The sequence below is a fragment of the Candidatus Corynebacterium faecigallinarum genome (assembly GCF_052264515.1).
GTDB lineage: Bacteria > Actinomycetota > Actinomycetes > Mycobacteriales > Mycobacteriaceae > Corynebacterium > Corynebacterium faecigallinarum.
This window is the reverse complement of the sequence record NZ_JBQQOC010000004.1, coordinates 136,168-149,615: the sequence shown is the minus strand read 5'-3', so window position 1 is coordinate 149,615 and position 13,448 is coordinate 136,168. Positions and strand designations below refer to the sequence as shown.

Annotated in this window: 12 protein-coding genes and 1 pseudogene; 9 read left to right on the top strand and 4 right to left on the bottom strand. The window is 67.2% G+C overall.

The genetic code is table 11. The annotated features are described in order from the left end of the window. The first annotated feature begins 15 nt into the window (after positions 1-15). The 4 genes from aztB to aztD all read left to right on the top strand — a co-directional run bounded on the left by aztB (position 16) and on the right by aztD (position 4,489). On the top strand, positions 16-867 hold the full coding sequence (aztB, locus tag ACTXPP_RS03525; protein ID WP_301525428.1) for a zinc ABC transporter permease AztB: 852 nt from the start codon (positions 16-18) through the stop codon (positions 865-867). Between the two features lie 8 nt (positions 868-875). After that, positions 876-2,165 carry a hypothetical protein gene (locus tag ACTXPP_RS03520; protein ID WP_443340916.1) on the top strand — a complete coding sequence of 430 codons (1,290 nt, stop codon included), beginning with the start codon at positions 876-878 and terminating at the stop codon, positions 2,163-2,165. Next, positions 2,165-3,103 (top strand): metal ABC transporter substrate-binding protein, encoded by a 939-nt coding sequence (locus tag ACTXPP_RS03515; RefSeq protein ID WP_301497151.1) that lies wholly within the window; start codon positions 2,165-2,167, stop codon positions 3,101-3,103. The genes ACTXPP_RS03520 and ACTXPP_RS03515 overlap by 1 nt, the downstream gene beginning before the upstream one ends. 78 nt (positions 3,104-3,181) lie before the next feature. Then, positions 3,182-4,489 (top strand): zinc metallochaperone AztD, encoded by a 1,308-nt coding sequence (aztD, locus tag ACTXPP_RS03510; protein ID WP_301497152.1) that lies wholly within the window; start codon positions 3,182-3,184, stop codon positions 4,487-4,489. On the opposite strand, the pseudogene ACTXPP_RS03505 reads toward aztD, so the two are convergent. Then, positions 4,470-5,925, bottom strand: a pseudogene (locus ACTXPP_RS03505) (PepSY-associated TM helix domain-containing protein). The gene aztD and the pseudogene ACTXPP_RS03505 overlap by 20 nt on opposite strands. A gap of 280 nt (positions 5,926-6,205) precedes the next feature. Here ACTXPP_RS03505 and ACTXPP_RS03500 point away from each other — a divergent pair. Then, a complete protein-coding gene (locus tag ACTXPP_RS03500) occupies positions 6,206-6,745 on the top strand; it encodes a copper chaperone PCu(A)C (protein ID WP_443340915.1) in 540 nt (179 codons plus the stop codon). On the opposite strand, the gene ACTXPP_RS03495 is transcribed toward ACTXPP_RS03500, so the two are convergent. The 3 genes from ACTXPP_RS03495 to ACTXPP_RS03485 form a co-directional block, all read right to left on the bottom strand. Further along, the gene (locus ACTXPP_RS03495; protein ID WP_443340913.1) at positions 6,742-7,758 is read right to left on the bottom strand and encodes an NAD(P)/FAD-dependent oxidoreductase; all 1,017 of its coding nucleotides are present in this window, start codon (positions 7,756-7,758) and stop codon (positions 6,742-6,744) included. The two genes, ACTXPP_RS03500 and ACTXPP_RS03495, sit on opposite strands and share 4 nt — an antisense overlap. A 68-nt stretch (positions 7,759-7,826) precedes the next feature. After that, positions 7,827-7,970 (bottom strand): hypothetical protein, encoded by a 144-nt coding sequence (locus tag ACTXPP_RS03490; protein ID WP_301497162.1) that lies wholly within the window; start codon positions 7,968-7,970, stop codon positions 7,827-7,829. Between the two features lie 529 nt (positions 7,971-8,499). After that, positions 8,500-9,900, bottom strand: coding sequence for a YibE/F family protein (locus ACTXPP_RS03485; RefSeq protein WP_443340911.1), 1,401 nt, complete (start codon positions 9,898-9,900; stop codon positions 8,500-8,502). A 396-nt stretch (positions 9,901-10,296) separates the two neighbouring features. Between ACTXPP_RS03485 and ACTXPP_RS03480 the strand changes: the two genes are divergently transcribed. From ACTXPP_RS03480 to ACTXPP_RS03465, 4 genes are all read left to right on the top strand, one after another. Next, on the top strand, positions 10,297-11,934 hold the full coding sequence (locus ACTXPP_RS03480; protein WP_443340910.1) for an ATP-binding cassette domain-containing protein: 1,638 nt from the start codon (positions 10,297-10,299) through the stop codon (positions 11,932-11,934). Between the two features lie 123 nt (positions 11,935-12,057). Beyond that, complete coding sequence (locus ACTXPP_RS03475; protein ID WP_301495227.1) at positions 12,058-12,411, top strand: Fe-S protein; 354 nt, start codon at positions 12,058-12,060, stop codon at positions 12,409-12,411. 361 nt (positions 12,412-12,772) lie between these two features. Next, complete coding sequence (locus ACTXPP_RS03470; RefSeq protein WP_301495229.1) at positions 12,773-13,240, top strand: hypothetical protein; 468 nt, start codon at positions 12,773-12,775, stop codon at positions 13,238-13,240. Then, on the top strand, positions 13,240-13,431 hold the full coding sequence (locus ACTXPP_RS03465) for a hypothetical protein (RefSeq protein WP_301495231.1): 192 nt from the start codon (positions 13,240-13,242) through the stop codon (positions 13,429-13,431). The genes ACTXPP_RS03470 and ACTXPP_RS03465 overlap by 1 nt, the downstream gene beginning before the upstream one ends. Positions 13,432-13,448 lie beyond the last annotated feature (17 nt).

The following is a 13,448-nucleotide window of genomic DNA, read 5'->3' as shown; positions in this document are numbered from 1 at the left end:
GATAATCATTATCAGATGGAGTTTCTCATTGAGCCCTTCGAGGTGTCCTTTGTTCTGCGTGCGCTGATCGCCGGCGGGTTGGCCGCGGTGCTCTGTGCCTGCATCGGCACCTGGGTCGTGTTGCGTGGCCTGGCGTTCTTCGGGGATGCGATGAGTCACGGCATGTTGCCTGGAGTGGCTGTCGCGGCACTGCTGGGCGGGAACCTGATGCTCGGCGCGGCGGTCAGTGCATTGGTGATGTCTTTCGGGGTGGTGGTGGTCAGCAGGTCGTCCCGCCTGTCGCAGGACGTGAGCATCGGCCTGCAGTTCATCACCATGCTGTCGCTGGGTGTGGTGATCGTGTCGCATTCCGGCTCCTTCGCGGTCGACCTCACCGCCTTCCTCTTCGGTGATGTGCTGGGGGTGACCTCGTCGGACGTCGTGACCATCGGGGTGGCCGCAGCACTCGGCGTGCTCGCGTGCCTGGTGCTGTACCGGCCGTTTCTGGCGCTGACCTTCGATGAGCGCAAGGCGCACACCCTGGGCTTGCGGCCCCGGTGGGCGCACATGGGGATGCTGGTGCTGGTGGCGTTGGCGACCGTGGCGTCCTTCCAGGTGGTCGGGACGCTGCTGGTCTTCGGGTTGCTCATCGGGCCTCCGGCGACGGCGCTGCTGGTTGTGCGCGGGGTGGGGCGGGTCATGGTGGTTGCTGCACTGATGGGGGTGGCCCAGGTCTATGTGGGGCTGCTGGTCAGCTGGTATGCGGAGACGGCGGCGGGGGCGACGATCACGCTGCTGGGTGGGGTGATCTTCCTGGTCGTATTGGCGGCGAAGTCGCTTCTGTGTAAAGTCGTTCCGCATACTGCAAATGACAATCAATACCGTTAAGGGGAGAAATGACGAAGCGACGTGGACTGCGGAGCTGGTTCGCCGTCACGATGATCGTCCCGGTGGCTGCACTCGCCGCCTGCGGTGACGAGACCCAGAGTGATTCCGCTGAAAGCACCGGGGCCACCGGGTCAGGGGACACGCCCCACGGCTACGTCAACGGTGCGGACGAGGCGACTGAACCCCAGTTGCGACTGTCAGTCTCCGACGACGAGTCCGGCGAGACCACGATGATCGACCTGCTCACCGAAGAGCAGGTCGAGGATGTCCCCGAGACCGCCGGGGCCATGGTCGAAGCCGACGGACGTTACCTGTTCACCAGGGACGACTCCTCCGTGGGCGTCGTCGATACCGGGGTGTGGGCGATCGACCACGGCGACCACAACCACTACTACACCTCCGCGCCGAGCGGCGTAGGCAGCGTGGACGGCGACGCCCCAGGTCACATCATCTCCAATCAGTCCCGGGGCGCGGTGTTCTTTGATGGCGGCGACGGCGGCAGCGGCAGTGACGGCGACAGTGGGGATGCCGAGGTGAAGGTCTACCCGCGCAGCGCACTGGATGACGGCGAGCTGACCGAGGAGGTCTCCTTCACCGTCGGTGCCCACCATGGTGCCGCGGTCCCGGCCCGCGACTACGTCCTGACGACGATGCCCGGTGACTCCGCGGACGACCTGCCCGGCACGATCGCCGCATTCGGCGAGGACGGCGAGGAGCTCTCCGGCGACGACGGTCTGCAGGGTGACACCACCTGCCCGGAGATTCACGGAGCCACGGCGAATCGCAGCGGCACCTTCTTCGCCTGCGAGGACGGGCTGATCACCGAGAAGGACCTGGACGCCTCGCTCGTCGACTACCCGGAGCAGGCCCAGGGTCGTGCCTGGACTCTCGAGGTCGGACGCGACCTGGTCGCCGCACCGTTCGAGGACGGGGGTGTGGGGCTGTTCGACCCGTCCTCGGAGGAATGGACGGTCGCCGACACCGATGCGCCGGTGACCTCCGTGGCGGTGGCGCCGGACGATTCCGTCCTGCTCGCCCTCGACGAGAACGGCACCGGCTACGCCATCGACCCGGAGACCGGGGAGGTCACCGCCCAACGTGAGCTGGTCTCCACTGACTCTGACTCAGACTCTGACTCGCCGGCCCCGGCGGTGGCACTGACCCGTGAACGCGGCTATGTCTCCGACCCGTCCGCTGGCGCGGTCCTGGAGATCGACGTTCGCGACGACCTGCGTGAGGCCCGCCAGTTCGACACCGGCGGCACCCCCACCGGGATCGCTGTGACGGGAGGTCTCTGATGGCCACGCGCACCAGAACCAGACGCACGACCGGTGCGGTCGGCGCGCTCGTTGCCTCACTCGTCGCATCCGTGCTGGTCGCCTGCGGTAGCGCTGGTGAACGACCGAATATCGTCGTCACCACCAACATCCTCGGGGACGTGGTCACCCGCCTCGTCGGGGACGCTGCGGAGGTCAGCGTCCTGATGAAACCCAATGCCGACCCACACTCCTTCGGCATCTCCGCCAGGGAGGCAGGGGACCTGCAGACCGCAGACCTCATCGTGGCCAACGGCCTCGGGCTGGAGGAAGGTCTGGGCTCGAACATCGACAATGCGAAGGACGAGGGCGTGGAGGTGCTCGAGGTCGGCGAGGAGATCGAGGCACTTCCCTATGCCTCCGGGGCGGACTCCGGTGACCCGGACCCGCACTTCTGGACGGATCCGGGCCGGATGGTCACCGCGGCCGGAATCGTCGAGGAACGGTTGCTGGAGGTGGTCGGGGATGACCCGGACACCGCCGACAGTATCCGCGGATCCGCCGAGGAATACCGTGGCGACCTCGAGGATCTCGACGCGGAAGTCACCGACCTGCTCGAATCCGTTCCGGAACCTCGTCGCAAACTGGTGACCAACCACCACGTCTTCGGCTATCTCGCCGACCGGTTCGACTACGAGGTCATCGGCACGGTCGTGCCCGGCGGCACCACCCTCGCCGCACCGTCCGCCGCCGACCTGAACGACCTCAGTACGGCGATCCGCGACAACGGCGTCCCGGCGATCTTCGCCGACTCGTCCCAGCCGCAGAAGCTCTCGGACGTGCTTGCCGACGAGGCCGGGATCGACGTCGACGTGGTCCCGCTGTTCACCGAGTCGCTCACCGAGCCCGACGGTGAGGCGGGGAACTACATCGACATGCAACGCATCAACACCGAACGCATCGCCGATGCCCTCGCCTGAGGTTTCACCCGGCGTTTCACCCGGCGTTTCACCCGAGATTTCACACTGACCGATCATTCACAGATCAAGGAGAATACCATGTCCCACCTGCCCACCACGTCCCTGAGAAACCGTGGCGTCCGACCCTCCCGACGACTCCGGCGCAGCGCCACCGCCGCCGTCGCAGCCAGCTTGTCCGCGGTCCTCGTGCTCGCCGGCTGCTCCACGGACGGGGACGATGACAGCGATGCCAGCGGCTCCAGTGAGGCCGCCGTCGGCGAGGAGGTGGACGCTCCGGAGCCGCGTCTGCTGACCACCTACGACGGTGGGTTCTACGTCCTCGACGCCGAGACCCTCGAGGTGGTCTCGGACGAGAAGATCGACGGTTTCAACCGCCTCAACCAGGTCGGCGACGGGCGCCATGCACTGCTGTCCACCGGTGAAGGTTTCCAGCTCATCGACGCCGGGGTATGGACCGAGGATCACGGCGACCACGGCCACAGCTACGCAGGTGACCCGGTATTCACCGACACCGTCTTCAGTGCGGACACCCCCGGTCACGCGGTGAGCCACGACGGCAACCTCGTCCTGTTCGGTGACGGCGACGGCACGATGCAGCGCTTCTCCACCGATGATTTCCTGGCGCTCTCCGGGGACGACCCCGCCCCGGAGGCCACCGTGGACGAGACCGAACCGCACCACGGTGTGGCCGTGGAACTCTCGGACGGCACCTTCGTCCACACCGAGGGCACCGAGGAGTACCGCGACACCGTCACCGCCGTCGACGCGGACGGGGAGGAGATCGCCTCCTCCAGCGACTGCCCCGGTGTCCACGGTGAGGCCGCGGCCGCCGATGATGTCCTGGTCTTCGGCTGCGAGGACGGCATCCTGATCTTCGACGACGGTGAGTTCACCAAGGTCGACGCCCCGGACTCCTACGGGCGAATCGGCAACCAGGCCGGCTCGGAGGTCTCCCCGGTGGTGCTCGGCGACTACAAGGTCGAGGAGGACCTCGACGACGATGAGATCGAGCGTCCGGAACGGGTCAGCCTGACCAACACGGCCACCGGTGAGCTCCAGCTGGTGGACCTGGACGCGTCCTACTCCTTCCGGTCATTGGGACGCGGCCCGGACGGTGAGGCCCTGGTGCTGGGAACCGACGGCAAGCTGCACGTGATTGACCCGGAGTCCGGGGATGTCACCGACTCCTGGGAGGTCATCGACCCGTGGGAGGAGCCGGTGGAGTGGCAGGAGCCCAGCCCCACACTGTTCGTCCAGGGTGACCGGGCCTATGTCACCGAGCCAGAGACCAACGAGATCCACGCCGTGGACCTGTCCACCGGCGAGGTCGTGGGCAGTGTCGAGCTGGACGAGGTGCCCAATGAGCTCACCGGCGTGACCGGCTGAACCGTGACCACAGCGCGCTGAGCACCACGAACGCTAGGCAGGTGACGCCGAACAGCGGTGCCACCGCGGCGTAGGCCACCAGGGCGACGGCCAGGGTCACGGTCCCGGCGTTCCAGGAACTGCCGGGGGCCGACGCCCGTGGTGGCGCGGATGCGAGCACCTGGTTCCGGCCGCGACGTCGGAACCACATCGTGTAACCCCACACCACCATCACCACGATCGCTGCCGCCAGCGCGGCGAGCACCAGCTGGTTCGGCAGCCCGAACAGGGTGCCCATGTGCAACTGGATCAGCCAGGCCGACAGCTGTGCGGCCACCGGCCAGTCCCGGAAGTCGACCCGGTCGGTGACCTGCCCGGTCGCCCAGTCCACCGAGATGGCGTCGTTGGTCAACCGGTATGCCGCACGGTTCTCCTTCACCGTCCAGGCCTCACCGTCGGACGCGGGCGGGGTGAGCGTGACCGGGGCGCGCAGTTCCTCGACGGCGGTGGCGGCGACCCGGTCGACCGAGCCGGGGTTCAGGCCCCGGACGAAACCGCCGGACCCGCTGGACGCTCCGGCCCCGCCGTGGCCACTGTGCCCCCTCGTGTCCCTCGTGTCCGGCATGTTCTTCCGCCGCCCCGGCGTCCCCACTGGTGCCGGACGCCCCGGCAACCCCGGGGATCGAGGTCGACACCGCAGGCTCCTGCCAACTCAACGCCGAGCGCATCTGACCGATGTTCGCCCCCGCCACCGAAGACCAGGTCAACCCGGTGACGGTGAGGTAGACCAGGCCCACGGCCACGACCGTTCCCGTCGCCCCGTGCCGCCGCATCGTGCGGGTGCGTCCCCGGCCACCGGTGCGCAGCATGCGCTCCGGGTGTTTCCGGTGGCGCTGTCACCACATCACCAGTCCGCCGACAGCCAGCACCCCCAACCAACTGGCGGCCAGTTCGGAGTAGATCCGCCCCGGTTCGCCGAGCCACAGCATCCGGTGGCCCTGGGACAACCAGTGGCGCAGCGGGAGGGCCCCGGAGCTGCCGTACTGGGTGGAGTCGCCGACGACCTCCCCGGAATACGGGTCGACGAACACCGCCCGGGTGGTGGACTCCGGTAGATCGGCATCGTCGAGCAGGACGCGGGTGGTCTCGTCGTCCTCCCCGAGGCGCACCCCGGCCAGCGGTAGGTCAGGGAACTCGGCGCGCGCGGCGGTGACCTGGTCGCTGACCGGGGCGGTCGGTGCGTCCTGCACGGTGGCGGTGAGCAGGTCATGGTGGACGATCCGCTCCACGGTGGGGGAGACGGCGTAGAGGAAGCCGGTGACCGCGGCGACGAGGATCAGCGGCGCGCACAGCACCCCGGCGAAGAAGTGCAGGCGCTTCAGTAGGCGGGGGAGGGATTGGTCACTGGCAGTTCTGGCCCCGGACGGCGGTGAGGGGCGCTCGGTCGTTGTCGTCACGCAGTACTGGTCGGCGGCTGTGGTCGGGTTCCCGGCAGCCTCTGACGGGGGTGATTCCGTGGGTGCGGGGAACCGTGGCACCCTGGTGTCCGACTAGTAAAGCAGTGGTGAGTGGTGGTGAATGCCTCGCACCCTCGCCCGAGACAACCGCTCCACGAGACGATTCCAGGAGAAGACCTTGTTCCTGTCCCAGACTGCACGTTCTGCGCGTTCTACTCGATCCGCACGCCTGTCTCGCCGGCTGCCGGCGGCCCTTGCCGCAGCGTCGCTCTGCCTGGGTATGGCGGCCTGCAGCGACGATGACACGGACGCCGACAGCGCAGGCAACGCCGACAGCACCGCGACTGCCGGGGCTGACGCCGGAGCCTCAGACGCCTCGGACGCGGACCTGACCTTCTCCGAGGGGTACGTGGGTGCGAAGGACGCCGACACGATGATGACCGCGGTCTTCGGTGAGCTGACCAACACCACCGACGAGGACATCCACCTCACCCGGGTCGAGGGTGACCTGGAGGGGGTCTACGAGTACCACGAGGTGGTCGACGGGATGATGCGACAGACCGATGACGGCCTGGTCGTGCCGGCGAACGACAGCGTGATGATGGAGCCGGGCGGGCACCACATCATGATCATGGAGAACTCCGACGACATCGAGGCCGGTGACGTGCTGACCCTCACCCTCACCGCGGAGGACGGCTCGACCTACCAGCTCGAGGACATCCCGGTGCGGGTGCAGCAGTCCGCGCACGAGGACTATGCGGACGACAACGGCGGGGATGACGCTGACCACGGCGACCACGGCGACCACGGCGACCACTAGTCGCGCAGCGCCTGCTCGGCGTCCTCCTGGACGAGGGCGAAGTTGACGAAACCGGCGGTCATGGACGCCTGTCCGACGGCGGCGGGAACATTGAGACGGGGATCGATGACGTTACCCGCGGCCCAGATGTGGGGATGGCTGGTACGCCCGGCGTCGTCGGTCTGCAGGAAGGATCCGACTCCCGGGGCCTCGTACCGGTCGAGGTTCAGCCCGGCGAGGAACCTGTCGCGTGGGCGCGGGGTCGGTGACAGGGCCAGGGCGTCCAACTCATGGGTCTCGCCGTCTTGCGTGCGCAGGCCACGGAAGGCTGACTCTGTGGCACCGGATTCGGTGAGCGCCTCGGTGACAGTGGAGGAGACCAGGGTGACGCCGCGGGCGGTGAATCGTGCCCGGGTGTCATCGTCGAGCTCGTCGATCAGTGAGGCATCGGTGGTGAAGACGGTGAGCGAGTCGGTCCACTGGCGTACGAGCATTGCATGGTGGAAGGACATCGGGGAGGTCGCCAGCACACCGATGCGGGAGTCCCGGACCTCCCATCCGTGGCAGTAGGGGCACTGGAACACGGAGGTCCCCCAGTGCTCCGCCAGTCCCGGGATCTCCGGGAGTTCATCCTCGATACCGCTGGTGACCAGGACGGACCGGGTGAGCAGCTCGGTGCCGTCAGTACAGGTGACCTTGAGAGTGGCGGTCTCTGCGGCCTGGTCGATGCTGTCCACGGTGTCCACGGTGTCCACGGTGTCCACGGTGTCCACGGTGTCCACGGTGTCCACGGTGTCCACGGTGCCGGTGGTGACGGTGACCCCGTAGTGCTCCACCTCCTCGCGGCCGCGTGAGAGGAGGTCCAGGGGAGGAGTCCCGTCATGTCCGAGAACGCCGTGCATATGGGGTGCGGTGCGGTTGCGGGGCGTCTCCGCGTCGATGACCAGGACAGTGCGGCGGGCCCGTCCGAGCATCTGTGCGGCCTCGAGCCCGGCGACACCGCCGCCGATGATGATGGTGTCGTAAAGTGTCATGCCCCCAAGCTAATGAAAAAGCTTTTCAACAGAAAGGGGGCATATCGGTGGCGGCGGGTGTCAGCCGATCAGTGCTCGTCCCAGTGTCCGTCGTGAGCGGCGTGGCGGTGGCCGTCGTGGATGTAGTCGACGTGGTCGCCGTGGGGGACGGCGACGTGACCGCAGCCCGGGCCGTGCTGGTGGTCGTGGTCGTCGTGGGGCTGGTGGCTCATGCGGGTCCTCTTCGATGTGAGGGGTCGTGGTAGTTCCGGGGGAAACACCACGCATTTTCAATAGGTTTTCAATAACCTCGTTTCTGCAGCGCACGAGGGGAATGAAACTCATTGGCGGTAATGGCCGACATGCCTTGTGACGGTGCGGTCGGAGTCTTGGTCGGCAATGATCTCCAATTCGACATCGCCCTCATATGGGGGTGGTTGCGCTGCGCTCGTCACGCCCGGCATCTTTCCCGGGGTTGCCCACGGACTGCGACCGTGCCATAATGACAATGACTCCCAATAAGGATTTGGGGGATCAGGTGAAGGGACAACCGTGATGAGTGTCCCGCCCCGAGGTAGAGAACCGGACGCCAGCGGTACCCGCCAACACCGGTGGGTCCAGGTTCGCGGGACGGAACGCTGGTCAGGTTGGTCACAGGCCGCCGTACTGAACGCAGCTGACTGCTTCGGTGACGGCGGCTTTCCCGTGTCCTGCACGCCAGCGCCGTCAGTGCCGCCGCCAGCGCTGCTCCTCTCGCTCCCGCTACACCGTCTGCTTGCTCCGCCACACCGCTGAGGTCGTCACCGCGGCGATCGCGGTAGTCAGCGGCACCGCGGCGACCAGGGCCAGTGAACCGGTCGCCGAACGCAGGAGCTCGGTGGCCATGATGTCCGAGGTGAAGATCATGCCGAACTCGCGCCCGGACACACTCAGCAGCACCAGCAGTGGTAGGGCGGCACCGGCGTAGGACAGCACCAGCGTGTAGACCGTGGATGCCAGGTGGTCGCGTCCCACCCGCATCGCTGTGGTGAACAGTTTCAGGTTGGACGCCCCGGGTACCGCCTCGCGCAGCTCGGAGATGGTGGACGCCTGCGCCACCGTCACATCGTTGAGCACGCCGAGGGTACCGATGATGAACCCGGCCAACAGTAGTCCGCTGATCGACAGTCCCGGCAGATACAGCATGATCTGCATGTTGTTCTCGTCGGCCAGGCCACGGAGCTCATTGGTGTCGATCGCCAGCCATGCCAGCGCGGTGCCGACCGAGAGTGCGGCCAGGGTGCCGCCCAGCGCTGAGGCGGTCTTCCAGTTCATCCCGTGCACCAGGAACAGCACCAGGTACAGCACTGCCGAACAGGCCGTGACGGCCAGCAGGACCGGATCGCCGCCGCGGGCCAGGGCGGGCAGCAGGAATACGCCGAACACCCCGAGGGTGATCACCAGGCCGACGATGGCACGCACACCACGCCACGCGCCGACGGCCACGATGGCGATCAGGGTGATCGCCAGCCACAGCCACACCTGGGTGGAGCGCTCGTAGTCCTGGAAGGTGTAGGTGTAGCCGCCGTCCTCGGCGGAACCGGTGGTCAGCAGGATGTCCTTGTCGACGGGCAGCTCGGGTGAGCCCGGGGCGTCGGTGACGGCGAGCAGGGTGCGTTTTCCCTCCTCCGGACCCGAGGTGATCTCCGCGATGACCTGCGGGCAGGATGTGGAGCCGTTGTCGGAGCCGGGGGCGGGCTGGGTGCTGGGATGCTCGGCGGGAGGGGAGGTGTCGAAGGAGCGTCCGATGTGCGGGGAGTTGCACGATCCGGTGGTCTCCATCAGGACAGTGCCGTGGGAGACCTCCTGCGACAGGTTCGAGGTCTGGTGGAAGCTGTCGTCGCTGACGACCTCGCCGCGCGGCCACTGCACGACGACGGCGACGGTGGTGGCGAGGAAGCCGACGACCAGGGCGATGAACAGGATCGCCCGGGGCAGGGTCCAGGTCACCTGGCGTGGATCGAGGTTGCGCGGTTGGATGCGTTCGCGCAGCGGGCGGTGGTCGACGGAGCCGTGGCCGTGGCCGTGACTGTGTCCGTGGGCTGCCGCGGCGTCCAGCTGTGCACTGGCGGCGCCGGTGTCGGGCTTCTGTCGGCCGGGGGAGGGTGCGTGGTGGCGTCCCAAGACGGGGCTGCCTTCCTTGGTCGGGGTGGTCGGGGTGGACGGGAGAGAGCGAGGTCAGGCTGGGGGCAGGAGCAGAGACCCCTGGAGTATATCGACTGCCCCTGTACCACCCGAGTTTTTTCCTGATACCGTGAGGAGCATGTACAAAGGCACCAATTCGGGCATTGCATCCATGAGGCTCCGGACCCGCCGCTGACGGCGGAGAGATCCCCTCGACACGTCACCGCGTCGCTGAGCTACCAGCCACTGAGCTACCGGCCGCCGCGCCGCTGACGTCTCCCGCCGTCCTCCCGGCATACACAGCACACCCACTGTGGAGCCGGGCGGCGGATTCCTGCGTGCTTTCACGACAAAGCCCACGGCTGCCCGGCTCCGGAAAATTTCTGGAGACCACCTATGTCCCGTGTTCGTACACACACCCCTACCGATAGTTCCCACGTCCGTACCTCGGACGTCCACGTCACCATCGGCGGACGCACCGTCCTGACCGGTGTGACCGTCACCGTCGCCGCCGGACGACGCGTCCTCGTCGTCGGCGAGAACGGTGCCGGCAAGTCCACCGTGCTGCGCGTCCTGGCCGGTGAGCTCGTCCCGGACTCCGGCACGGTCGACCGCGCCGGCAGTCTCACCCTGGTCCACCAGGGAATGGACGATTCGCCGGGCCAGACCGTCGGCGATCTCGTCGCTGAGGCCACCGCGGCGTCCGATAAGGCACTGGCCGATCTGGACGACGCTCTGACCAGCGGTGATCTTGGCGATGCTTACGAGGAGGCCCTTGATCGGGCGACCCTGTTGGACGCCTGGGACGCCCACCGCCGCGTCGATGTCGCGCTGGAGGGCCTCGGCGCCTGCACCGACCGCGAGCGTGAACTGCTCACCCTCTCGCACGGACAGCGATACCGCGTCCGGCTGGCCTGCGCGTTGGCATCCGGCGCGGGCACCCTGCTGCTCGACGAACCGACGAACCACCTCGACGCCACCGCCCTGACGTTCCTCACCCGCGCGGTCCTGGACTACCCCGGCGGTGTCGCCGTGGTCACCCACGACCGGGCGTTGCTGCGCGACCTGTCCGCCGACGGTAACGCGACCTACCTCGACCTCGACCCGACGTCCGACGGGACGCCGCGGACCTTCATCGGCACCTACGACGACTGGGCCGACGCCCGCCGTGCCGACCGGGCGCGCTGGGAGCAGGAGTACAGCGCCCAGCAGGCCGAACACCGTCGGTTGTCCGCGGCGGTGGAGGATGCCCGTGGCCGCGAGGTCACCGGTTGGCGTCCCGGTAAGGGCGCGCCCAAGCACGGTCGGGCGACCCGTGTGGACGGGGTGGTGCAGACCCTGCACCGCCGACAGGAGGCGTTGGACGCCCACGCCGTCGACGTGCCCGAGCCGCCACTGGAGTTGCGGTGGCCGGACGTCACGGTGGAGTCCGGACGCTCCCTGTTCCGCTGCGAGAACCTCACCGTGCCGGGACGGTTGGACGCTCCGGTGACCTTGTCGATCTCCGGCGGTGACCGCCTGCTGCTCACCGGGCCCAATGGTTCGGGGAAGTCGACGCTGATCGGCGAGATCGCTGCGGGCAACGGAGCCGTCGGCGAGCACGTCCGGATCGGCGTGCTGACCCAGCATGAACCGCAGTGGGACAACCCCGACCTGGTCGCTGCGGAGGTCTACGACCGGCACGTGCTGGCACTGGGGGAGAGCAACGGTGTCAGCGCGCCGGGTCTGTCGTCCCTTGGCCTGCTCGACCGTGAGGCACGGTCCACCCCGGTGTCCCGGATGTCGCAGGGGCAGCAACGCCGCCTGCACCTGGCGCTGGTGCTGGCGGGCCGTCCGGACCTGTTGGTCCTCGACGAGCCGACGAACCACCTGTCTGCCCCGTTGGTCGACGCGATGACCGAGGCCTTGACGTCCACGCAGGCGGCGGTGGTGGTGGCCACCCACGACCGGCAAATGTTGCGGGACCTCGGTGAGGAAGCCGGCTGGCCACGACTGGAGCTGGGATCGTCACGACCGTCGATTCCGACCGCATGATGCCGACCGTCGTGAATGACGGTAACCGACTCCATGAGTGTTAGGCTCTGGCGGGTGACCGGCTGACTACCGTTGACATCTCACCGACGACGACAACTGCCTACTGACAGGACTGACTATCCCATGGAGATCGTGCGCGACATCGTCATTGTGCTCCACCTCATCAGCTTTGCGCTGCTTTTCGGCGCCTGGTTGGTGGAGGCCATTGCACGCAGAGTCCGCATTACTCGAGCAATGCACTGGGGACTCGCGGCTGCGCTGGTGACAGGTCTTGCCCTGGCCGCCCCCTGGGGGCTCGGAGACGGCGAACTGAACTACATGAAGATAGGCATCAAGCTGGTCGTACTGTTGGCCATAGGTGCCGTCCTCGGAATCGGCGCTGCACGACAGAAGCGTGACGGCGCTGTGCCGCCGGTATTGTTCTGGGTGGCGGGAGCCCTCACCCTGGTCAACGTGACGATCGCCGTGCTGGTCTAGTTTCGGTCGGCAAGAATCTGCACCGCAGGGGGCGTGGGGTGCCGACCTGACCCAGGTGGATACGGCCTGATTCTCGGCCATGATCTGGGCAACCCGCTGGTGGCTCAAGCCCAGGAGTGTGCACAAGCGCTCGGGACGACGGAGGCGGGGAACGCATCGGGCAGACCCCGACGTCGACCTGTTGGTTGTCCATGGGGGTACTGGTGACGTCGCAGAGCTGACCTACTCTGCCGCCAGGAACTCCTGGATCTGGACATCAGGAAGTGTAGGTGACCGACCGGCCCGACATGAAGGCATCGGTCCCCATTCTCACCGGTCACACGGTTATGACACGGGCCGCGGCCAGTGCTAGCCTGGTTCCATGACCACACTCAGCCACGTCGCCCCGGCTGCTGGCGCTGATGTCGAGGCCGTCGGTGACTCCGACGCGCGCGCCGCGCAGATCCAGCGCGGGCAGGACGTGAGCGCAGCCGACCGTTTCATGCTGCGCCTGCTGCGCATCAAGCAGGTCGACCCGATCGACATCGAGGGCGTGAAGAAAGCGCACCGCGCTTTCCGTTGGGCGATCGTCTTCTCCGCGATCCGGTGCACCATCACCTACCTGGTGATCCCGATCCTCATCCCGATCATCAGTGTCGCCGGTGCTGTCGCGACCCCGGTGAGCATCGGACTGTGCGTGGCGGCCGGCATCAACGGTGTCATCGGTGTGCGCCGGTTCTGGAAGACCGACCACGTGGGCAAGTGGAAGTACACCTGGTTCATGGCGTTCGTCTTCCTCATCCTCATCGGCACTCTGGTCTTCGAGTTCACCAGGCTGGTGACCGGGTAATGACCATGAAGAACGCTGAATCCCAGAACACCGGATCACAGGACGCTTTCGAGCCCGAGGTGACCGAGGAGGAGATCCGAGCGCACCTGCAGAAGGACGTCCCCGGCTCCTCCAGCCAGGATGTCATCACGCTGATCTTCATTGCCGTGATGATCATCGCCACCGTCGGATGTTTCGTCTTCCTGATCTAGAAGGGCTGAGAGGGACA